This is a genomic window from Pseudomonas sp. FW300-N2F2, from assembly GCF_017351655.1.
GTDB lineage: Bacteria > Pseudomonadota > Gammaproteobacteria > Pseudomonadales > Pseudomonadaceae > Aquipseudomonas > Aquipseudomonas fluorescens_AA.
Map to the genome: position 1 here is coordinate 1,027,241 of NZ_JACNDQ010000002.1, position 20,088 is coordinate 1,047,328.

General features: G+C 63.4%; 21 protein-coding genes. 7 read left to right on the forward strand and 14 right to left on the reverse strand.

Features of this window, described 5'->3' with window-relative positions; genetic code table 11:
• Positions 1 to 115 precede the first annotated feature (115 nt).
• Positions 116 to 1,720, forward strand: a complete 1,605-nt coding sequence (locus J4E63_RS19265; RefSeq protein WP_207283002.1) for a methyl-accepting chemotaxis protein — start codon at positions 116 to 118, stop codon at positions 1,718 to 1,720.
• 245 nt (positions 1,721 to 1,965) lie between these two features.
• Here the strand turns inward: J4E63_RS19265 and J4E63_RS19270 are convergent, their stop codons facing one another.
• From J4E63_RS19270 to J4E63_RS19280, 3 genes are all read right to left on the reverse strand, one after another.
• The gene (locus J4E63_RS19270) at positions 1,966 to 2,202 is read right to left on the reverse strand and encodes a DUF2789 family protein (RefSeq protein WP_060741743.1); all 237 of its coding nucleotides are present in this window, start codon (positions 2,200 to 2,202) and stop codon (positions 1,966 to 1,968) included.
• 88 nt (positions 2,203 to 2,290) lie between these two features.
• Positions 2,291 to 2,521, reverse strand: a complete 231-nt coding sequence (locus J4E63_RS19275; protein WP_060741744.1) for a hypothetical protein — start codon at positions 2,519 to 2,521, stop codon at positions 2,291 to 2,293.
• Between the two features lie 130 nt (positions 2,522 to 2,651).
• A complete protein-coding gene (locus J4E63_RS19280) occupies positions 2,652 to 2,888 on the reverse strand; it encodes a hypothetical protein (protein ID WP_207283003.1) in 237 nt (78 codons plus the stop codon).
• Between the two features lie 428 nt (positions 2,889 to 3,316).
• Here J4E63_RS19280 and J4E63_RS19285 point away from each other — a divergent pair, with 428 nt between their 5' ends.
• From J4E63_RS19285 to J4E63_RS19295, 3 genes are all read left to right on the forward strand, one after another.
• Positions 3,317 to 3,766, forward strand: a complete 450-nt coding sequence (locus tag J4E63_RS19285; RefSeq protein ID WP_053122788.1) for a hypothetical protein — start codon at positions 3,317 to 3,319, stop codon at positions 3,764 to 3,766.
• Between the two features lie 152 nt (positions 3,767 to 3,918).
• A complete protein-coding gene (locus tag J4E63_RS19290) occupies positions 3,919 to 4,929 on the forward strand; it encodes an ABC transporter substrate-binding protein (protein ID WP_060741746.1) in 1,011 nt (336 codons plus the stop codon).
• 138 nt (positions 4,930 to 5,067) lie between these two features.
• Positions 5,068 to 5,505 (forward strand): DUF3995 domain-containing protein, encoded by a 438-nt coding sequence (locus J4E63_RS19295; RefSeq protein WP_092204856.1) that lies wholly within the window; start codon positions 5,068 to 5,070, stop codon positions 5,503 to 5,505.
• 201 nt (positions 5,506 to 5,706) lie between these two features.
• Here J4E63_RS19295 and J4E63_RS19300 read toward each other — a convergent pair whose 3' ends face one another.
• The 7 genes from J4E63_RS19300 to J4E63_RS19330 form a co-directional block, all read right to left on the reverse strand.
• Positions 5,707 to 6,069: a Na+/H+ antiporter subunit G gene (locus tag J4E63_RS19300; RefSeq protein WP_207283004.1), complete on the reverse strand. Its 363-nt coding sequence runs from the start codon at positions 6,067 to 6,069 to the stop codon at positions 5,707 to 5,709.
• A complete protein-coding gene (locus J4E63_RS19305; RefSeq protein WP_003202841.1) occupies positions 6,066 to 6,344 on the reverse strand; it encodes a K+/H+ antiporter subunit F in 279 nt (92 codons plus the stop codon). The genes J4E63_RS19300 and J4E63_RS19305 overlap by 4 nt, the downstream gene beginning before the upstream one ends.
• Positions 6,341 to 6,829, reverse strand: coding sequence for a Na+/H+ antiporter subunit E (locus J4E63_RS19310; RefSeq protein ID WP_207283005.1), 489 nt, complete (start codon positions 6,827 to 6,829; stop codon positions 6,341 to 6,343). The genes J4E63_RS19305 and J4E63_RS19310 overlap by 4 nt, the downstream gene beginning before the upstream one ends.
• Positions 6,826 to 8,511 (reverse strand): monovalent cation/H+ antiporter subunit D, encoded by a 1,686-nt coding sequence (locus J4E63_RS19315; RefSeq protein ID WP_207283006.1) that lies wholly within the window; start codon positions 8,509 to 8,511, stop codon positions 6,826 to 6,828. The genes J4E63_RS19310 and J4E63_RS19315 overlap by 4 nt, the downstream gene beginning before the upstream one ends.
• Positions 8,508 to 8,852, reverse strand: a complete 345-nt coding sequence (locus J4E63_RS19320; RefSeq protein WP_003202835.1) for a Na+/H+ antiporter subunit C — start codon at positions 8,850 to 8,852, stop codon at positions 8,508 to 8,510. The genes J4E63_RS19315 and J4E63_RS19320 overlap by 4 nt, the downstream gene beginning before the upstream one ends.
• Positions 8,852 to 11,776: a monovalent cation/H+ antiporter subunit A gene (locus tag J4E63_RS19325; RefSeq protein WP_192262340.1), complete on the reverse strand. Its 2,925-nt coding sequence runs from the start codon at positions 11,774 to 11,776 to the stop codon at positions 8,852 to 8,854. The genes J4E63_RS19320 and J4E63_RS19325 overlap by 1 nt, the downstream gene beginning before the upstream one ends.
• A gap of 205 nt (positions 11,777 to 11,981) precedes the next feature.
• Positions 11,982 to 12,986, reverse strand: a complete 1,005-nt coding sequence (locus J4E63_RS19330) for a DMT family transporter (protein ID WP_177431720.1) — start codon at positions 12,984 to 12,986, stop codon at positions 11,982 to 11,984.
• A gap of 12 nt (positions 12,987 to 12,998) precedes the next feature.
• On the opposite strand from J4E63_RS19330, the gene J4E63_RS19335 reads away from it, so the two are divergent.
• Positions 12,999 to 13,562, forward strand: coding sequence for a helix-turn-helix domain-containing protein (locus J4E63_RS19335; RefSeq protein ID WP_060741753.1), 564 nt, complete (start codon positions 12,999 to 13,001; stop codon positions 13,560 to 13,562).
• A 17-nt stretch (positions 13,563 to 13,579) separates the two neighbouring features.
• A complete protein-coding gene (locus J4E63_RS19340; protein WP_207283007.1) occupies positions 13,580 to 15,019 on the forward strand; it encodes an FAD/NAD(P)-binding protein in 1,440 nt (479 codons plus the stop codon).
• A gap of 178 nt (positions 15,020 to 15,197) precedes the next feature.
• Here the strand turns inward: J4E63_RS19340 and J4E63_RS19345 are convergent, their stop codons facing one another.
• The 3 genes from J4E63_RS19345 to J4E63_RS19355 all read right to left on the reverse strand — a co-directional run bounded on the left by J4E63_RS19345 (position 15,198) and on the right by J4E63_RS19355 (position 18,405).
• A complete protein-coding gene (locus tag J4E63_RS19345; protein WP_207283008.1) occupies positions 15,198 to 16,313 on the reverse strand; it encodes a Gfo/Idh/MocA family protein in 1,116 nt (371 codons plus the stop codon).
• 233 nt (positions 16,314 to 16,546) lie between these two features.
• Positions 16,547 to 17,314: an SDR family oxidoreductase gene (locus J4E63_RS19350; RefSeq protein ID WP_003180553.1), complete on the reverse strand. Its 768-nt coding sequence runs from the start codon at positions 17,312 to 17,314 to the stop codon at positions 16,547 to 16,549.
• A gap of 23 nt (positions 17,315 to 17,337) precedes the next feature.
• Positions 17,338 to 18,405, reverse strand: a complete 1,068-nt coding sequence (locus J4E63_RS19355; protein WP_207283009.1) for a phosphotransferase family protein — start codon at positions 18,403 to 18,405, stop codon at positions 17,338 to 17,340.
• Positions 18,406 to 18,600: 195 nt separating this feature from the next.
• Between J4E63_RS19355 and J4E63_RS19360 the strand changes: the two genes are divergently transcribed.
• Complete coding sequence (locus tag J4E63_RS19360; protein ID WP_072404866.1) at positions 18,601 to 18,996, forward strand: DUF4280 domain-containing protein; 396 nt, start codon at positions 18,601 to 18,603, stop codon at positions 18,994 to 18,996.
• A gap of 172 nt (positions 18,997 to 19,168) precedes the next feature.
• On the opposite strand, the gene J4E63_RS31330 is transcribed toward J4E63_RS19360, so the two are convergent.
• Entirely contained in the window at positions 19,169 to 20,086 is a 918-nt protein-coding gene (locus tag J4E63_RS31330; protein ID WP_404943342.1) for a methyl-accepting chemotaxis protein, read from the reverse strand.
• Positions 20,087 to 20,088: the final 2 nt, after the last annotated feature.

A 20,088-nucleotide genomic window follows, 5' to 3' on the forward strand; every position in this document is an offset into this window, starting at 1 on the left:
TGGCTGTTCGTCTACTTCCGTTGACCTGCTGCAAGAACACGACTAATGGACCATGGATAATGGCTCGGTAGTGGCGTTTAATGCGGTCATAACAACGAGAGTGTGGGTGACGAACATGGCGACAGACGGAACGCTGGCGGGTGCGGTACCGGCCTCGGAACCTGTGACAAAAGGCGCGGCGCGCTGGCTGACGCCGACCTTGCAGAGCCTCGCCCTGGCCTTGCTGCTGTGCGGCATGGCCCTGGGCGGCTGGTCGCTGTACCTGGGCCTGCCGCTGGTCATGCTCATCGTCTGGTTGCCGCGCCTGCGTTCGCGGGTGGCCGCGGCACCCGCAGCCACGACCGACGCATTGGCCGAGCTGACCCGCGACCTGTCCTACACCACCAGCCATAACGCGCTGTCGGCGGCCGGCGTCGCCTATTCGGTCAAGCAACTGGCCGGCAAGGTCCAGTCCCAACTCGATGCGGCGGCGCAGATCGTCAGCAATGCCGAATCGATGATCGCCACCGAACAGGCCACTTCGCAACTCAGCCAGCAGGCCTTGGGCGCTGCCAGCGAGGCCCATCGCAGCAGCGTGGCCGGGCGCAGCGAACTGGTGGAGTCCATCAGCCGCATGCACCAGCTCAGCCAGCGCGCGAATGACAGCCGTGAGTTGATCGAAGCCTTGAGCGTACGCAGCGATGAAATCCAGCGAGTCAGCCTGGTGATCCAATCGATTGCCAGCCAGACCAACCTGCTGGCGCTGAACGCGGCCATCGAGGCGGCCCGGGCCGGTGAGCATGGCCGTGGGTTCGCGGTGGTGGCCGATGAGGTCCGCGGCCTGGCCGGGCGCACCGCCGCGGCGACCGGCGAAGTCGGGGTGATGGTGGCCGACATCCAGCAGCGCACGACCCAGGTGGTGGAGCAGATCCGTCAATTGGCCGCTGACCTGGACAGCGGCGTGCAGCAGGTGGAGCACACCGGCCAGCATCTGGAAAACATTGCCAGGCTTGCAGAAGGGGTCGAAACCCAGGTCAGCGCCATCGCCCAAGGCACCGACACCAACCGCGAACAACTCGACAGCCTGTTCCACGCCATCGAGCAGATGCGTAGCGACCTGTCCATCAGCGACCAGCAGACCCAGCGTCTGGCCGAGGCGGCGGTGCAGATGGAAGGCCAGGCCGAAACCATCAGCGAACGCCTGGCCGAGGTGGGGCTCGACGATTATCACCAACGGGTCTACGACCTGGCGCGGGAAGGGGCGAGCCAGATCGCCGCGCAGTTCGAGGCCGACATCGACCAGGGCCGTGTCAGCCTGGAGGACTTGTTCGACCGTAACTACCAGCCGATCCCCAATACCCAACCGGCCAAATTCCAGACCCGTTTCGACCGCTACACCGACCAGGTCCTGCCGGCGATCCAGGAACCGTTGCTGGCCCGCCACGAGGGGCTGGTGTTTGCGATTGCCTGCACCCAGCAGGGCTACGTGCCGACCCACAACAAGGTGTTCAGCCAGCCACTGACCGGCGATCCCCAGGTGGACACGCTGAATAATCGCACCAAGCGCAAATTCTCCGATCGCACCGGGATTCGTTGCGGCAGCCACCAGCAACCCGTATTGCTCCAGACCTACACCCGCGATACGGGAGAACTGATGCACGATCTCTCCGTGCCGATCATGCTCAAGGGCCGTCATTGGGGTGGCTTGCGGTTGGGCTACAAACCCGAGAAGCCGCGTTAGGCCTCAGCGCAAGGCACCTGGCCTGCACTGCAACCCTGTGGCGAGGGAGCTTGCTCCCGCTGGGCTGCGCAGCAGCCCCAAAGAGCTGGATGCAACCAATAGGGTGAAATACCGAGCCGGCAGTACTCAGGGCGACTGCTGCGCAGTCGAGCGGGAGCAAGCTCCCTCGCCACAAGAGCGGCCTTGCACTCAGTCAAAGGTCCTGGCTGCTATAGCTGTCTTGTCCCTGGCCAAAGGTCTGGCTGCTACTTACCGTCGTGCAGCCGCACATTCAGTTGATCCACCAGCACCGCCTCTTCGCCGTCGGCCAGCAGCCATTCGCGCAGCAGGTCTTTTTGCTGGTCCGACCAGAAGTCGGCCTCCACCAGCTTGATCTCCGGAGCCAATGGGTGTGCGACGATGAAATCGTCGATGGCGTTGCCGTCCGAGGGCAGGCCGAGTTGGTCGAACAAGGTGCTGAGTTCGTGAGAAGGTTGTTCCATGGAAGTCTCCTTTGGGTGGGGGCGCCGTCGTGGCGCCTCGGGGCTTACCTTTATCTGAGGCAAGCGGTCATCAGGAGTTCGATTGGAATCAGGCTTTCAAGGCCCCTTCATCCACGGCGGCCTTCAACGCCCTGGCTGCTTCCCTGGCAGCCTCGGCCGCGAGCTGCGAAGTCTTGAACCAGCGATCCTTTTCCACCTGGTGGCAACTGACGGTGGTCAACGGTGGCTTGGCACGCATCACGATGACGGCCTGGAACTCGCCTTCGACTTCTCTGGCTTCGCCCCGGATAAAAAACTCGCCAATATCAAATTCCGTCACGTCGCGCCTTCTCCTCGAACCATTATGGGTGCGCTATCCGCCGATGTACGACGGTCTTCGCTGGGCGGGCAGTATGGCAGCAGTTGCCCGTCGGCGGCTGAGTTAAGTCATGGACGGGCACGTAAGCGTTTCAGGCGCTGTTTTCGAGGCGTCTGGCCAGGTAGCAGGCCTCGTTATGGTCGGTGCGGAATCCTCTTACACGTCCAGTCGATGTTTCTTCAATGTGAAAAAAACACTTGCCGGCCAAGACGACCCGATAACGCGGTTGAATCAACGAAATTGGCAGGCAATCGGCGCCGTCAGGGTTGTTGGCAGGTTCAACGATGCACGGGGCGGTGGGGAGGGCTTGGGTGGTGAAAGTGGCCATTGTGAATTCCTTTTCATGGTTTACCGACGAATTGCCGGGTACTTCGAGTAGTCTCCACGCCTTCGGCTACTCTAGAATCGGCAGCGTCGTGTGGACGGTTGCGCCTATCTAAAGCAATTTTTTTTGGGCTCGATGTCAGAAAAATGCTTTTTTAAGTGAGAAATTTCCCTAAAGTTAGTAGTCCCATCTTTTCCGATGCTCAGAGTGGTGTTTTCCTTCAGCCTCTGGCGACCCCCCGGGAAAGACGGCAAGAGCGGCAACCTTTAGTCTGCTCTCGGCCCGGGACAGGGGCGCGCCGTTCATTTCGAATTTCAGTGACAGGTCCATTACGACACTACAGTCGGTACGGGTTCTCGTGGTCCGTCCTTTGCGCAGGGCGGGTCTTTTTCAAAAATGGGGATGTTTCCTTGGCAGTAAGTAATCTCGACATGCATGCGTTATTTGTACTTGGTGACCTGCGGGCAAAACTGGTCAAACAATTCCAGTCACGTTTCGTCTACATCACCGAGCAGACCGCCGAAGGTATTTATGTCGCCGAAATCGACACCGAGTCGGCCCTGGTGGTCGATGACAAGCCCAGGCTCGAGCTCAAGGTCGGTGATCATTTTCGTGCAGCGGTATTGCCCAGCCGCGAAGGTGGCAAGTTTGAAATCCGCTTTCGCGAAATCAAGCTGACGGTCTATGGCCTGGGCGATTACGCCTTCGTCACGACCCCAGGTGGTCAGGCCATCCTGTTCAAGGAAGGCCACAGTGTGGTGACCGTGTTTGCGGCCAACGAACAGTTGCAGGAAGGCTTGACCAAGACCTTGAAGGCGGTGACCGCCAAGGCCGCCAAGTGGCGCAAGGGCGAGCTGGTGACTTTCAAGGCCAGTGAGTGACCGTTTCTGGGCCTGTGCGCCCACACCACTGACAGTTTCGCAAGAACTCGCTGGAACCTCGGCTACAGTCAATTGACTGAACTATTCAGGGACTTGCGTTCGGTTACGCAGGGCCGTTCAGCTATTGCGGTATCTGGCATGAGGTGCAAAGCATGAAACGAGTTCGACAGTGGCTGGCTGCCTGGGCCACCTTCGCTGTGTTGGTTTCACCCCTTCCGGTGTCGGCCGCCACCGCGCCGATCCACTTTGCCGACTTGAACTGGGAAAGTGGCAGCCTGATCACCGATATCCTGCGAGTCATCGTGGAAAAGGGCTATGGATTGCAGACCGATACATTGCCCGGCACCACCATTACCCTGGAAACCGCCCTGGCCAATAACGACATACAGGTGATCGGCGAAGAATGGGCCGGCCGCAGCCCCGTGTGGGTCAAGGCCGAGGCCGAAGGCAAGGTGGTTGCCTTGGGCGATACGGTCAAAGGCGCGACCGAAGGCTGGTGGGTGCCCGAGTACGTCATCAAGGGCGACCCGGCCAAGGGCATCAAGCCCCTGGCGCCGGACCTGCGCAGCGTCGAAGACCTGGCGCGCTACAAGCACGTGTTCAAGGACCCGGAGAGCCCCGACAAGGGCCGCTTCCTCAACAGCCCCATCGGCTGGACCTCCGAGGTGGTCAACAAACAGAAGCTCAAGGCGTATGGCTTGTCGGACAGCTACGTGAATTTTCGCAGCGGCTCGGGGGCGGCGCTGGATGCGGAAATCAGCTCGACGATCCGCCGGGGCAAACCGATCCTGTTCTACTACTGGTCGCCCACGCCGCTGCTCGGGCGTTTCAAACTGGTGCAGCTGCAAGAACCGCCGTTCGATGCCGAGGCCTGGAAGACCCTGACCGACGCCGATAACCCCAACCCGAAGCCGACCCGCTCCCTGGCCTCGAAGCTGTCGATCGGTGTCTCGGCGCCATTCCAGAAGCAATACCCGGAGATTGCCGAGTTCTTCAGCAAGGTCGACTTGCCCATCGAGCCGTTGAACAAGACCCTGGCCGACATGAGCGAGAAGCGCACGCCACCCCGTGAAGCCGCCGAGGCGTTCCTCAAGGCCCATCCTGAGGTCTGGCAGGCCTGGTTGCCCAAGGAGGTCGCCGACAAGGTGTCCGCCGGCCTCTAGCGGGCGCACGTGCCAGCGGGCTGAACGCTTGATCCTGGGCAATGAATCATTCACTGGAAACTGGCAACCTGCGCCCGTCCAGCGAAATACCAAATTCGAGCTAGGATGATTGTTCAACCTTTTTCAGGAGGCTGGCGAATGACGCTTTTATTGGCTCGGTCGCTGGTCGCAGTGTTTGCGACCATCAGCTTGATTCATTTGTATTGGGCCCTGGGTGGGCGGTGGGCGGCCCTGGCGGTGGTGCCCCAGGTGCCGGTGAGGCAGGGGGAGGCGCTGCGACCGGCGTTCGACCCTTCGGGCTGGCTGACGTTGCTGGTCGCCCTGGCACTGCTGATGATTGCGCTGCTGGTGTGCCTGCGAGGCGGTCTGCTGGCGCAGCCAGTCACCCATCGGGCGTTGCAGTGGCTGATCAGTGCGATCGCCTTGCTGATGTTCGCCCGGGCCATTGGCGAGTCGAACCTGGTGGGCTTCTTCAAGGAGGTCAAGGGCTCGACATTCGCCAGGCTCGATACCTGGGTCTATTCGCCGTTGTGCGTGGTGCTCGGGGCCGGGTTGTTGACGGTGGCGTGGGCTTGAACGGCAGTGCAAGGGTGGGAGGGACTTACACAAGACGACCCGCTTTTGTGGCGAGGGAGCTTGCTCCCGCTGGAGGGCGCAGCCCTCCCAAAAGCTGAACACAAACAGCCTGACACTCCGAGGTGACAGGTCTCGGGGCTGCTGCGCAGCCCAGCGGGAGCAAGCTCCCTCGCCACAAGGGTGTTCGCCGCAAGGTAGCGGTCAGCCGTCCTGTCCGGTTCGGCGACTGCTCACTTCCGCCGGCACATCATCCCCAGCCATGCGTTTGCGGAACAACGCCGCCCGAGCCAGCAGCAGGGTGGTCACCGGTACGGTGATCGATAGCAGGATCGGGATCAGCCAGGCGTGCAACACCGGCCCGGACTTGAGCGCCGAAAAATACACGATCGAGGCCAGCGCCACGCACCAGGCCCCCAGTGTGGAGGCCAGGGCCGGCGGGTGCATGCGCTGGAAATAATCCTTCAAGCGCATCAGGCCGATCGCCCCGGCCAGGGCGAAAAGGCTGCTGAGGACCAGCAGGATCGCCACCGGGATTTCGACCCACATCGACAGTTCGCCGTTCATTCGATCACCTCGCCACGCAGCAGGAACTTGGCCAGGGCAAACGAGCCGACAAAGCCGAACAGGGCGATCAGCAGCGCCGCCTCGAAATAGGTGTCACTGGCATAGCGGATGCCCAGCACCAGCATCATCAGCATCGCCACGATGTACAGGTAGTCCAGGGCCAATACCCGATCCTGGGCCGAAGGGCCCTTGAACAGCCGCCACAGGGTCAACACCATCGCCAGGGAGAACAGGAACAGGCTCAACAGGATCGCATTGGACAGCAACGGGCTCATTCGAAAATCTCCATCAACGGGCGCTCGTAGGTGGCCTTGAAATGCGCGATGAATGACGCCTCGTCGGCCAGGTCGAACACGTGCATCAACAGGATGCTGCGATCCAGGGCCAATTCCGACCAGACGGTCCCGGGAATCACCGTGGTGATCATCGACAGCGCGGCCAGGCCGTTGGCATCGCGCAGGTCCAGCGGCACCTTGATGAACCGCGAGCGAGGTGGCCGGCGCCCGGCGTTCAGCACACCCCAGGCCACCGCCAGGTTGGACATCAGCACGTCGCGGCCCACCAGCAGGAACAAGCGCAACACCACCCACGGCCGGCGGATGCGGATGGGCCGCGGTCGCAACGGGCGCATCATCAACGGGGCCAGGAACCCCAGTGCAGCACCCAGCAGCAGATGGCCGGCGCTGAGGGACACGTTCAACACCAGCCACAACAAGCACAGCGCCAGGGACAACCATGGGGCAGGAAACAGGCGCTTCATGGCTGCACCTCCCGCAACGCGGCGCGGGTTTCGGGGTTGGGCACGGCGCGGGTGGCAAGTACCGACATCACGTAATGTTCCGGGTTGTTCAGCGCATCGGCGGCGGATTGGGTATAGCGCAGCAACGGCTCGGCCTTGAAGGTCAGGGCGATGCCCAGGCCCAGCAGCACGACGATCGGCAGGCATTCGAACGGTCGCAGCAACGGCGAGGGTCGCTCCTGCGGCGTCCAGAAGCGCTGGATGCCCAGGCGCGAGAAGGCGATCAACGAGGCCAGCCCCGACAGGATCAACAACGCCAGCAAGCCCCAGGCCTGGTTCGACACCGGCGTTCCGGCGCTGGCCTCGAGCCCCTGGGGATTGAGCAGGGCACTGAGCAGGCTCAGCTTGCCGATGAACCCCGACAGCGGCGGCATGCCGATGATCAACAGCGCACAGAAGATAAAGCTCAAGCCGAGGAAGGCCATGGTCCAGGGAATCACCTGCCCGACCACGGCTTTTTGCTCGTCATCGAGGTTGATGCCCTTGGGCGGCTGCAAGGATTCCAACGGTCGCGGCAACGTGTCGAAGTCGTCGTCCAGGGACAGTTCATTGGCCGAGCGCGAACGTTCGATCAGTTCGGCCAGCAAGAACAGCGCACAGAGCGCCAGGGTCGAACTCACCAGATAGAACAGCGCCGCACCCACCAGGTTCGGTTGGGCGAAGCCGATGGCCGACAACAGGATCCCGGCCGAGACCAGGATGCTCAGGCTCGCCATGCGCTCCAGGCGCTGGGCGGCGAGAATGGCGATGGCGGCGCAGACGATGGTCGCCATGCCGCCGTAGACCAGCCAGTCGGCGCCGAAATACGCCGAGGCGCCGGCCTGGCCGGAGAACAGCAGCGTCCACAGGCGCAGGAGCGTGTAGACCCCGACCTTGGTCATGATCGCAAACAGCGCCGCCACCGGTGCGCTGGCGGCGCTATAGGCCGGCACCAGCCAGAAGTTCAGCGGCCACATGCCGGCCTTGGCCAGGAACGCCACCGCCAGAATGCCTGCCCCGGCGTGCAGCAGGCCGCGGTCGGCCTCCGGCACCAGCGGGATTTTCAGGGCCAGGTCGGCCATGTTCAACGTGCCGGTGACGCCATAGATCAGCGCCGCGCCGATCAGGAACAACGACGAGGCCAGCAGGTTGATGGAGATGTAATGCAGGCCCGCCGACACTCGCGCCCGGCCCGAACCGTGCAGCATCAGGCCGTAGGAAGCCGCCAGCAGCACTTCGAAGAACACGAACAGGTTGAACAGGTCCGCCGTCAGGAAGGCGCCGTAGAGGCCCATCAACTGGATCTGGAACAGCGCATGGAAACTGGCACCGGCGCGGTCCCAGCGGGCCGTGGCGAAGAGCAGGGCGCTGACGCCGATGATGCCGGTCAGTACCAGCATCAGCGCCGACAGCCGATCGACCACCAGGACGATGCCGAACGGCGCCTGCCAATTGCCGGGCAGGTACACGCCAATGGAGGCAGGCAAGGCCTGGTCCTGGGTCCAGTAGAGCAACAGCACGGCGATGCCCAGGCCCAGCAGGCTGGAAAACAGGTTGATCCGGGCCTTGAGCGGGCGGTGTTTCTCGCCCAGCATCAGCATCACCGCGGCGGTCAGCAGCGGCAGCAGGATGGGGGCGGCGATCAGATGGGGCGTCACTATCATTCCTTGGGCTCCCGACCGTCCACGTGGTCGGTACCGGTCAGGCCCCGGGACGCCAGCAGCACCACCAGGAACAACGCGGTCATGGCGAAGCTGATCACGATGGCGGTCAGCACCAGGGCCTGGGGCAGCGGGTCGGTGTAGTGCAGCAGGTCCTGGGGCACGCCGTCCTTGATGATCGGCTCCTTGCCGATGAACAGGCTGCCCATGCTGAAGATGAACAGGTTGACGCCATAGGACAGCAGGCACAGGCCCATGACCACCTGGAAGGTCCGAGGCCGCAGCACCAGCCAGACGCCGGAGGCGGCCAGTACGCCGATTGCGATTGCGATGACTTCTTCCATCAGACGGTGGCTCCTTTGGCGGGGGCGATGGGTTTGGCTTGCAGGCCCGGCTTATGTGCCCGCACCGACTGGTGAGCCAGGGCGGTGAGGATCAACAGGGTGGAACCGACCACCACGGCGTACACGCCAATGTCGAAGAACAGCGCGCTGGCCAGGTGAATGTCACCCAGCAACGGCAATTCGAAATGCCAGGTATGGGTGGTCAGGAACGGATAACCCACGGCCATCGCCCCCAGGCCGGTGGCGGTGGCGAACAACAGCCCGGTGCCCATCCAGCGCAGCGGGCGCAGGCTCATTTGCGCCTCGACCCACTGGGTGCCGGCGACCATGTATTGCAGGATGAACGCCACCGACATCACCAGCCCGGCCACGAAGCCGCCACCGGGTTGGTTGTGGCCGCGCATGAACAGGTAGAACGACACCACCAGGGCGATCGGCAGCAGCAGGCGCACCAGCACCGACGGCACCATCATGAAACCCAAGGCGGTGTCGCTGGCATGGCGCGGGTTGACCAGGTCGGTGACCACGTCCGGTGCCAGCAGGCGCTGTTGCGCCGGCAGTTGCATGCTTTCCTTCGGTGGTCGGAAACGCCGCAACAGGGCGAACACCGCCAGGGCTACCGCCACCAGCACGGTGATTTCCCCCAAGGTGTCGAAGCCACGGAAGTCCACCAGCATCACGTTCACCACGTTGCTGCCGCCGCCTTCGGGCAGGGCACGGCTCAAGTAGAACGAAGAAATGTCGTTGGGCGTCTGCCGCGTCAGCATCGCATAGGACAGCAACGCCATGCCGCCGCCCACCGCGATGGACAGCAGCAAGTCCCGCAGGCGCCGGATGCGCGCGCGCCGCTCGCTGTTGGGCAGTGGCGAGACGTCCTCGATCCGCCGGGGCAGCCAGCGCAGGCCCAGCAGGATCAGCACCGTGGTCACCACTTCCACCACCAGTTGCGTCAAGGCCAGGTCGGGGGCAGAGAACCAGACGAAGGTCACGCAGGTCATCAGGCCGCAGACGCTGACCATGGTCAGGGCCGCGAGCCGGTGATACTTGGCCTGCCAGGCCGCGCCCAGGGCACAGATGATTGCCAGCAGCCACAAGGTGACGAAGACGATGGAGCCGGGGATCTTCGGTCGGTCGCCCCAGACCAGCGTGCTGTGCAGCATCGGGATCAACCCGGCGAGCACGGCGGCCAGGACCAGCCAGAACAACTGGGCTTGCAGGCGCCGGGTGCTGATCCGTCGTTCCAGGCGCCGGCCCTGGCGCATCATCAGCACCAGGCAGCGCTCGAACAGGCGCTTGCCGCTGAGTCGGCCAATGAATGGCGGGTGCTTGATGTGGCCTTGCCGGAACTGATTGCGCAGCAACAGGTACAGGACGATGCCGCCGGACATCGCCACCAGGCTCATGATCATCGGCGCGTTCAGGCCGTGCCAGATCGCCAGGCTGTACTCGGGCAGCGTGCCGCCCACCACCGGCAACGCGGCGGCGGCGAGCAACGAGCCGACCACCTGGGCCGGAAAAATCCCCACCAACAGGCAGGTGAACACCAGCAGCTCCACCGGCGCGCGCATCCAGCGCGGTGGTTCGTGGGGGGTATGGGGCAGGTCGGTGGCGGTGGGGCCGAAGAACACATCCACGGTGAAGCGCAGGGAGTAGGCGACGCTGAAGGTCCCGGCGATGGTGGCGATGATCGGCAACGCCAGCTCGACCCAGGCCGTGGCGGAAATGAACACCGTCTCGGCGAAGAACATTTCCTTGGACAGGAAACCATTGAGCAGCGGCACCCCGGCCATCGCTGCGCTGGCGACCATGGCCAGGGTGGCGGTGAACGGAATCAGCCGCACCAGGCCGCTGAGCTTGCGAATGTCCCGGGTGCCGCTTTCGTGGTCGATGATCCCGGCGGCCATGAACAGCGACGCCTTGAAGGTGGCATGGTTAAGGATATGGAACACCGCCGCCACGGCCGCCAGCGGACTGTTCAGGCCCAGCAACAGGGTGATCAGCCCGAGGTGGCTGATGGTGGAGTAGGCCAGCAAACCCTTGAGGTCGTTCTGGAACATGGCGCAGTAGGCGCCCAGCAGCAAGGTACAGGCCCCCGCGCCGCTGACGATGTAGAACCATTCTTCACTGCCCGACAGCGACGGCCATAACCGCGCCAGCAGGAACACCCCGGCCTTGACCATGGTCGCCGAGTGCAGGTACGCCGACACCGGCGTCGGGGCGGCCATGGCGTGGGGGAGCCAGAAGTGGAAAGGGAATTGCGCGCTTTTGCTCAGGGCGCCGATCAGGATCAGAGGCAACAGGATGGGGTAGAGGGCATGAGCGCGGATCAGGTCGCCAGCGGCCAGGACCTTGTCCAGCTCATAGCTGCCCACCACATGGCCGAGCAGCATCACCCCCGCCAACAGGCAAAGCCCGCCGGCACCGGTCACCATCAAGGCCATATAGGCACCGCGCCGCGCGTCGGCGCGGTGGTGCCAGTAACCGATCAGCAGGAACGAGAACAGGCTGGTCAGCTCCCAGAAAAACACCATCTGGATCAGGTTGCCGGAGATCACCAGCCCGAGCATGGCGCCCATGAACGCCAGGAAGAAGGCGAAGAAGCGTGGCACCGGATCGTCCGGCGACATGTAATAGCGGGCGTACAGCGACACCAGCGTGCCGATGCCCAGCACCAGCAACGAAAACAGCCAGGCGAACCCGTCCAGGCGCAGCACGAAATCCAGCCCCAGGCTGGGCAACCAGGCATAGTGCTCGCGGATCACGCCACCGTCGGCGATCTGCGGGTACAGCAAGGCCACCTGAACGGTACCGGCCAGGGCTACGAGGCCGGCCAGCAGGGATTCGGCGTTACGGGCGTTATGCGGCAGCAGCGCCGCGACACAGCTGCCGATGAAGGGCAAAAGCAATAGAACTATCAGTGACATAGGCTTCTATTCGGCGGGAGGTTGTGAGGGATCATACGTGGCGTATTCCCGATCACCAACCGTGAGGGTGTCGCAGAATCCTACAAGGTAGGCAGTGTTTTCCGACTTTGCAGGGTTTCAGATGACCTCGGACGAAGCGTCAACGCCGGAATGGCCGCTGTCGAGGCGGCTTTTTTTTCGGTGGCGAATGGATTGCTGGCCGGCCTCAACCTTCCCGCTCAAGCGATTCATCGGCTGCAATGGCATCTTTGCTGCGGGTCTTCAGCTCACTGACAATCACCGCCGCCACGATCAGCGCCGCGCCGAACAACGCGATCGCCGGCAACCGCTCACCGGCCAGGCGCCCGGCGATGCCGGCCCACACCGGTTCGCCGGCATAGATCAGCGTGGCGCGGGTCGGCGAGACGCTTTTCTGCGCCCAGTTCATCGCTACTTGGATCGCGGCGCTGGCGGCGCCCAGGCCCACGGCACTGACCAGCAGCAACAGGGAAAAATCCGGGATCGCTTCCTGGGTCGGCACCACCATCAGGAACGCCAGCACAGCCGTGCTCGCCAGTTGCACCACGGTCACCCGACGCACGTCGACCTGGCCGGCATAGGCGCTGATCAGGATGATCTCGGCGGCAATCGCGATGGCGCTGATCAACGTGGCGATTTCACCGGGGCTGAAATTCAATGAAGCGCCCGCCGGCCCCGACACCAGCATCAAGCCGGTGAACGCCAGCATGATCCCGATGCTGGGCATCAGCCCAGGGCGACGGCCCAGCACCAGCCATTGCAGCAAGGGCACGAAGGGCACGTAAAGCGCGGTGATGAACGCCGACTGGCTGCTGGGAATGGTTTGCAGGCCGACGGTCTGCAAACCGTAGCCGAGCATGATCGCCACGCCGATGAAGCACCCGGCCTTGAGTTCGAACAGTGTCAGGTCGCGCAGGTGCCGCCAGGAAAACAGTGCGACGAACGCGGCGGCGGCCGCGAAGCGCAGGCCGACGAAAAACATCGGCCCGCTGACCGTCATGGCGTGCTGTACCAGCAAGAACGTTCCACCCCAGATCATGGTGATCAGCACCAGCACGCATTCGGCCTTGCTGAACCGGGAGAAACGGGGGGAAGCTTGAGGAGAGTTCACCGATGCCATGACCTTGCGCGCCACTTGAGGGGGACGCACAATGCGCCCGAAGGTGGGCAGTATAATGCGCAACCCAGCCATGTGAGCAATATAGTGCACAAAGAATCCGGCCAGCGGGCCTCCGTCCTGCAACACGTCAGCCAGAACGTCCGTCGTTTGCGGCATGCCGCCGAGCTCAGCCAGACCGCACTGGCGGAATTGTCCGGGGTCAGCCGGCGCATGCTGGTGGCCATCGAGGCTGGCGAAAAGAACGTCAGCCTGACGACGCTTGATCGGGTCGCCGAAGCCCTCGACGTGGCCTTCAGCGATCTGATCCAGGCCCCCGAGGCGCGAGATCCGAGCCGCATCAATGAACTGGCCTGGGCCGGCACCATCCCCGGCAGCAAGGCCGTATTGCTGGCCAAGGCCACCGCCAGCCGTGAAGTCGAGCTTTGGGAATGGCGCCTGGAGCCCGGCGAGCATTACCCTTCAGAGCCTGACGCCGACGGTTGGAGCGAGCAGCTCTATGTCTTCGAGGGTTGCCTGACCCTGCTGTTGGGCAGCGAGGAGCGCCGCATTGGCGCCGGTGAGTTTTTCATGTTCGCCAGCAACCAGCCCCATGCCTATCGCAACGATGGCCCGGTGGCGGCGAGATTCGTACGCAACGTGGTGATTTGATTCCTGGGGAGAGCGGTATGGACACAGCGCTGGAACGACAGGGGAGTGGCCTCATCCGCGAAGCCGACATCCTGATTATCGGTGGCGGCCTGAGCGGTGCCATGCTGGCCGCGCAGTTGCTGCGCCTGCCGGGCCGGCGCGAGGTGTTGATCGTCGAGCCGCGCAGCGAGCTGGGCCGGGGCGAGGCCTACAGTGCCGTGGAACTGGGACACACCTTGAACGGCAACGCCGCGCGGATGAGCGTCGATCCGGACAACGCCGATGACCTGACCCAATGGCTCACCGCGTTCATCGAAGCCGGCGGCTGGCCCGAGTCGGATCAGCAGCACGTGCCGATCAGCGAGTTGTTCCCGCCCCGGGGAATCTTTGGCCTGTATGTGCAGCAACGCCTGGCCGAGGCCCGCGAGTTGGGCGCACAAAGCGGTTCGACCGCCGAGCATGTGCGCGGAGAGGCTGTGGACCTGCGGCTTGCCGACGATGCCGTGATGGTTACGCTCGCCGACGGCCAAGTCTTGCGGGGCGGTTTCGCGGTGCTGGCCACCGGCATGTTCCCGGCGGCGCGCACCCCGCAAACCGAATCCAGCGGCTTGAATGCCGCAGCCCTGGATCCCTGGGATGTGGCCGCGATGCGTCAGCTCGATCCCCAGGCCACGGTGCTGATCATCGGCTCGGGGCTGACCATGGTCGACGCCGTGGTGTCCCTGGAGCAGGCCGGGCACCGTGGCCCCATCGAAGTGTTTTCCCGCCATGGGCTGTTGCCCCACGTGCGCCGCCAGCCGCCGGCCTGGGTGGATTTCCTCGCCGAAGACCACAGCCTGCGTTCGCCACGCCAGTTGATGTGCGCCCTGCGTGAGCAATGCCGCCAGGCTCAAGCTCAAGGCATCGATTGGCAAGCGCCGCTGGACACCGTGCGTGCGCATATCGGGCGCTTGTGGAACCAGGCCAGCGATGTGCAGCGCCGGCAGTTCGTGCGGCATGTGCGGCCGTGGTGGGAGAGTCATCACCATCGCTCGCCACCATTGAGTGCGGAGTTGGTGGCGCGTTTGCATGGGGAAGGGCGGTTGCGGATCCAGGCGGCGTCGTTCAAAGGGTTGGTACCTTCTGCCGGAGGGGCATTAAGTATCTACATCCGCCGACGGGGCGAGGCCGGGCTGACGGTGGTGGAGGGCGCGGCACTGATCAACTCCAGCGGCATCGAGTACGACTGGCGTCGCGTTGCACGGCCGTTGCCGCAACAGTTGCTGGCCCGAGGGCTGGTCCAGCCGGGGCCGTTGGCCCTGGGCATCGCCGCCCGCGCCGATGGTGCGGTGCTGGATGCTCGAGGCGAACCCGCCGAGCGCCTGTTCGCCATGGGCCCGCCGTTGCGGGGGATATGGTGGGAAAGCACCGCCGTGACCGATGTGGCGAGCCAGGCCAAGGCGTTGGCGGGGCGGTTGGTTCAATTGCAAACCCAGTGAACGCGATCCCCCGTGGCGAGGGAGCTTGCTCCCGCTGGGCTACGAAGTAGCCCCAAAACCATTCACCCGGGTGTGTCAGGTTGGTCGCATTCAGCATTCAGTTCTTTGGGGTTGCTGCGCAACCCAGCGGGAGCAAGCTCCCTCGCCACAGGGAGTTCACTGAAGTGAGCGGTTGCGGTTACAGCTCGCTGACCTTGACCCAGCGCTGCTCCCGCGCCGCCATCCGAATCGCTGCCGCCAGCCGTTCCACTTCCCAGGCCTCGTCGAAGTCCGTGCCGCTGCCGCCTTCGCCAGCGAGGGCCATGATCAGTTCCTGCACCTCCAACGTCTTCAATTCGTTGTACCCCAACTGGTGTCCGGCGGCGGGGCTGAATGCGGCATAGCCGGGCAGGTCCGGACCGGCCAGCAGGCGCTGGAAACCTGGCTGGCCGGCGCGACACAGGCGCAGTTCATTGAGCCGTTCCTGATCGAAGGCCAATGTGCCGAGGGTGCCGCTGATCTCGAAACTCAGATGATTCTTGTAGCCATGCTTGAGCCAACTGCTGCTCACCGTGCCCCGGGCGCCATTGGCGAAACGCAGCAGCCCGTGGACGTGGTCGTCCACCGCGATGGCCCGTTGTTCGGCATTGCCGGCGCTGGCAGGGCGTTGGTGATGCACGGTCTGGCTGTCGGCGCACACGGCCTCGACATCGCCCAACAAGTGCCGGGCCATGGCCAGCAAGTGGCTGCCCAGGTCGGCCAGTGCGCCACCGGCGTGGCTCGCTTCGCAACGCCATGACCACGGTGAAGTGGGATCGGCCATGAAGTCTTCGCTGAACTCACCCTGGAAGCTGATGATCTGTCCCAGTTCGCCGCGCTGGATCATGTCCCGCGCCAGTTGGATGATCGGGTTGTGCTGGTAGTTGTAGCCGACCCGCGTCACCACCCCCGCAGCCTTGGCCGCCTGGCGCATCTGCTCGGCCTGCTCCAGGGACACCGCCAGGGGCTTTTCACAATAGACCGGCTTGCCCGCCGCCAACGCCGCCATGGCCATGGGGAAGTGCAGGTGGTTGGGGGTGGTGATGGCGATCAGGTTGACCTTGGGGTCGTCGATCAGCTGTTGCCAGTCACTGTGGGCCGTCTCGAACCCCCAGCTTTGGGCGCACTGCCGGGCACGCTGCGGATCGGCGTCGGCCAGGGCCGCCAGTGTCAGGTTCAGGGGGAGGTCGAACACCGCCTTGGCATTGTGGAACGCCAAGGCATGGGCACGGCCCATGAAGCCGGTGCCAATCAGACCGATGCCGAGTTCACGCATGAGAAAGAGCCCTTTGAATTGTTATTTTCAGAAGGCTCTTTATGGAATAAATATTCTCAAATTGCAAATGTTGGAATAAATATTCATTTGCGCGATCGCAGAGGACCCCTTGTGGGAGCGAGCTTGCTCGCGATGGCGGCGTGTCAGTGAAAAAGATTCTTGGCTGACACACCGCCATCGCGAGCAAGCTCGCTCCCACAGGGTTTCTCACAGGTCTGCCATGGAGTTCGCTATCAGGACAGGAACCCACCATCCACATTCAACGCCACACCCGTGGTGTAGCTCGACGCATCGCTGGCCAGGTACAGCACCGCGCCGGCCATTTCGCTCGGGTCGGCCACGCGCTTGAGGGGGATCTGCGCCAGGGCGGTTTTCAGGATGGCGTCGTTCTTGACCAGCGCCGAGGCGAACTTGGTGTCGGTCAGGCCCGGCAGCAGGGCGTTGCAGCGGATGCCGAACTGCGCGCATTCCTTGGCGAAGACCTTGGTCATGTTGATCACCGCGGCCTTGGTCACCGAATAGATGCCCTGGAAGATCCCCGGCGAGATGCCGTTGATCGACGCCACGTTGATGATGCTGCCGCCGCCGTTTTCGCGCATCAGCTTGCCGGCTTCCACCGACATGAAGAAATAGCCGCGGATGTTCACGTCCACGGTTTTCTGGAACGCACCCAGGTCGGTGTCCAGGACGTTGCAGAACTGCGGGTTGGTGGCGGCGTTGTTCACCAGGATGTCCAGGCGCCCGAACTGTTCGCGGATACCGGCGAACACCTGGCTGATCTGCTCCATTTCCCCGATGTGGCAGGCGATGGCGGTGGCCTTGCCGCCGGCAGCGATGATCGCATCGGCCACGTGCTGGCAACCGTCGAGCTTGCGGCTGGACACGATCACATGGGCGCCTTGTTGGGCCAGCAGTTTGGCGATGGCTTCGCCGATGCCGCGGCTGGCGCCGGAAACGAAGGCGATTTTACCGTCGAGGTCGAACAACTGGGTCTTGGACATGCTGTTTCCTTGTGATGGGGCGCTCAGAGCGTGGATTTACCGATGACCTGCAGGCTCATCTGCTCCAGCAGTTTGTTCATCTGAACGAACTGCGCGAAGCGTTTGTCCTGGGTCTGGCCGTGGAAGAAGCGGTAGTAGATCTGCTGGACGATCCCGGCCAGGCGGAACAGGCCGTAGGTGTAGTAGAAGTCGAAGTTGTCGATGCGGATCCCGGCGCGCTCGGCGTAGTAATCGACGAATTCGCGGCGGGTCAGCATGCCGGGGGCGTGGCTCGGCTGGCGGCGCATCAGTTGCACCGGCGCCGGGTCGTCCGCCTCGATCCAGTAGGCGAGGCTGTTGCCCAGGTCCATCAACGGGTCGCCCAGGGTGGTCAATTCCCAGTCCAGCACACCGATGATCTGCATCGGGTTCTCCGGGTCGAGGATCACGTTGTCGAAGCGGTAGTCGTTGTGGACGATGCTCGAAGTGGGGTGGTCGGCGGGCATCTTGTCGTTGAGCCAGGCCTTGACCGCCTCCCATTTCGGCGCATCGGGGGTCAGGGCTTTTTCGTAGCGGTCGCTCCAGCCACGGATCTGCCGGGCCACGTAGCCTTCGGGCTTGCCCAGGTCGGCCAGGCCGCAAGCGGTGTAGTCGACGCGGTGCAGTTCGACGAGCCGGTCGATGAAGCTCTTGCACAGCGCTTCAGTGCGGGCAGCGTCGAAACCCAGCTCCGGCGGCAGGTCGGAGCGCAGGATAATGCCCTTGACCCGTTCCATCACGTAGAACTCGGCGCCCATCACCGACTCGTCAGTGCAGTGCACATAGGCTTTGGGGCAGTACGGGAACGCTTCGCGCAATTGGTTGAGGATGCGGAACTCACGGCCCATGTCGTGGGCGGACTTGGCCTTGTGGCCGAACGGCGGCCGACGCAGGACGAATTCCTGTTCGGGGTATTCCAGCAGGTAGGTCAGGTTCGACGCGCCACCGGGAAACTGGCTGATCCGTGGCAGGCCGGTCAGGCCGGGAATGTGGGCCTTGAGGTACGGGTCGATCAGGTTGGCATCGAGTTCTTCACCGTCGCGCACGCGGGTGGACTGATCAGTAAACGCCATGCTTATCCCTTCTGCTTATTTTGGAGGCCATCGATCATTGGCTAATCTAATGGCGCGTGGGAGGCGTCACAAGCACGCCAAGGTCTTATAGGTTAGCGTGTTGCCGGATAATCAGCGGGCTTGATGCATGGCGGCGTGCGCGTCGGAAGCGGGCGAGCTATGGTTCGGGGAGTCGCTGTCAAAGGAGCCACCGCGATGGGATGCCCGCAAGTCTGTAGCACCGCGACCCTGCAATGCAGCTTCGGCGCAGCCCCCGCGGTGCTCAATGTGCTGCCGGTCAATCGCCTGCTGACCGGCGGGATGCCGGCGGCGAACATCATGGATCACATCCCGCTGGTGAACATCACCACCTTCGGCATGTGCATGAGCCTGGCGAACCCCACCGTGGCCGCCGCCACCGCGGCGGCCCTGGGCGTGCTGACCCCCATGCCCTGCATCCCGGCCACTGCGGCGCCATGGATCCCCGGCGGCGCCCCGACCCTGTTGCTGGGCAACATGCCGGCCATCGACGCCAACAGCACCTTGATGTGCACCTGGGCCGGGGTGATCAAGATCGTCGTGCCGGGGCAGGTGCAGATGTTGATTCCCTGACGGTGACGCCTGTGAACAACCACAAACTCCCTGTGGGAGCGAGCTTGCTCGCGATGACGTCGGCACAGTCAATCACCGCAAACTGATCTACCGCTATCGCGAGCAAGCTCGCTCCCACAAGGGGACGTGTGCTGATCGCTCAATCTTGATCCATCGCCGGGGCGACTCGGCCTCAAGCATTGGCGTGGGTCAGCCCGGTCAAGGTGTCGGCGATGGCCTTCGTGCGTTGTGCCGTGCCTTCGGTGGTACGGCTGGAGTCTTCCAGGGCATCGAGCATCTCCCGCAGGGCGCTCACGGCAACGGACTGGTCTTCGATCTGTTGGGCGACGCCTTGGATCTCCGTCGAGAGCAGGCCGATGTCCATGCCGATTTCCGCGGCATTCTGGCGGGTGATTTCCGCAAGCTTGCGAACCTCATCGGCCACCACCGCAAAGCCTCTGCCCATCTCACCGGCCCGCGCTGCTTCGATGGCGGCGTTGAGGGCCAACAGGTTGGTCTGTCCGGCGATTTGCTGGATGACCTGTACGATCGACTGGATACGCAAGCTCGAGCTGGCGAGCGCACGGGCACCGACCACCGCTTCACCCGCTTGCGTGGCAAGCTGCTCGACGGTGGTGCCGGCCTGCTCGGCGACGCTGTTTTGCCGGTCGATGGTGCCCGTCAGGTCATCCATCGACAGGTGCAGTTCGCCGGAGTAATGCTTGATTTGCGTCACCATCGACGCTTGTTGCTGGCTGGCCTGCGCCAATACCTGGCCCAGGTCCGTCAGGCCGTCGAACACCGGCAGGATCGTCTGGTCCAGGCCGCGAGTGTCCAAGGCGCTGCTGAAGTCATTCATCTTGAACGCCATGATCTGCTTGACCACGACATGATTCAGGCCCGCCAGCTTCTTGATCTGGCGGCGCAGGAAAAATGCCTTGAACTCGCCATAGTGGGTGATGAAGTGATCGACGTACTCGTCGACAAAACCGGCGCCCTTGGTGACCCTGAAGAAGAAAATCGCCGTGAGTGTCTGGTTAAGATTCAAACCGAGGATTTCACCAAACGTCGAGAAGCCGGCCAGGGGCACATCCCCGAAAATACCGGCCATGC

Excerpts from the sequence above, each read along its gene's own strand:
- J4E63_RS19265 (WP_207283002.1), top strand. The coding sequence starts at position 116 with ATGGCGACAGACGGAACGCTGGCGGGTGCGGTACCGGCCTCGGAACCT.
- J4E63_RS19270 (WP_060741743.1), bottom strand. The coding sequence starts at position 2,202 with ATGGAACAACCTTCTCACGAACTCAGCACCTTGTTCGACCAACTCGGC.
- J4E63_RS19280 (WP_207283003.1), bottom strand. The coding sequence starts at position 2,888 with ATGGCCACTTTCACCACCCAAGCCCTCCCCACCGCCCCGTGCATCGTT.
- J4E63_RS19285 (WP_053122788.1), top strand. The coding sequence starts at position 3,317 with ATGCATGCGTTATTTGTACTTGGTGACCTGCGGGCAAAACTGGTCAAA.
- J4E63_RS19290 (WP_060741746.1), top strand. The coding sequence starts at position 3,919 with ATGAAACGAGTTCGACAGTGGCTGGCTGCCTGGGCCACCTTCGCTGTG.
- J4E63_RS19295 (WP_092204856.1), top strand. The coding sequence starts at position 5,068 with ATGACGCTTTTATTGGCTCGGTCGCTGGTCGCAGTGTTTGCGACCATC.
- J4E63_RS19300 (WP_207283004.1), bottom strand. The coding sequence starts at position 6,069 with ATGAACGGCGAACTGTCGATGTGGGTCGAAATCCCGGTGGCGATCCTG.
- J4E63_RS19305 (WP_003202841.1), bottom strand. The coding sequence starts at position 6,344 with ATGAGCCCGTTGCTGTCCAATGCGATCCTGTTGAGCCTGTTCCTGTTC.
- J4E63_RS19310 (WP_207283005.1), bottom strand. The coding sequence starts at position 6,829 with ATGAAGCGCCTGTTTCCTGCCCCATGGTTGTCCCTGGCGCTGTGCTTG.
- J4E63_RS19315 (WP_207283006.1), bottom strand. The coding sequence starts at position 8,511 with ATGATAGTGACGCCCCATCTGATCGCCGCCCCCATCCTGCTGCCGCTG.
- J4E63_RS19320 (WP_003202835.1), bottom strand. The coding sequence starts at position 8,852 with ATGGAAGAAGTCATCGCAATCGCAATCGGCGTACTGGCCGCCTCCGGC.
- J4E63_RS19325 (WP_192262340.1), bottom strand. The coding sequence starts at position 11,776 with ATGTCACTGATAGTTCTATTGCTTTTGCCCTTCATCGGCAGCTGTGTC.
- J4E63_RS19330 (WP_177431720.1), bottom strand. The coding sequence starts at position 12,986 with ATGGCTGGGTTGCGCATTATACTGCCCACCTTCGGGCGCATTGTGCGT.
- J4E63_RS19340 (WP_207283007.1), top strand. The coding sequence starts at position 13,580 with ATGGACACAGCGCTGGAACGACAGGGGAGTGGCCTCATCCGCGAAGCC.
- J4E63_RS19345 (WP_207283008.1), bottom strand. The coding sequence starts at position 16,313 with ATGCGTGAACTCGGCATCGGTCTGATTGGCACCGGCTTCATGGGCCGT.
- J4E63_RS19350 (WP_003180553.1), bottom strand. The coding sequence starts at position 17,314 with ATGTCCAAGACCCAGTTGTTCGACCTCGACGGTAAAATCGCCTTCGTT.
- J4E63_RS19355 (WP_207283009.1), bottom strand. The coding sequence starts at position 18,405 with ATGGCGTTTACTGATCAGTCCACCCGCGTGCGCGACGGTGAAGAACTC.
- J4E63_RS19360 (WP_072404866.1), top strand. The coding sequence starts at position 18,601 with ATGGGATGCCCGCAAGTCTGTAGCACCGCGACCCTGCAATGCAGCTTC.
- J4E63_RS31330 (WP_404943342.1), bottom strand. The coding sequence starts at position 20,086 with ATGGCCGGTATTTTCGGGGATGTGCCCCTGGCCGGCTTCTCGACGTTT.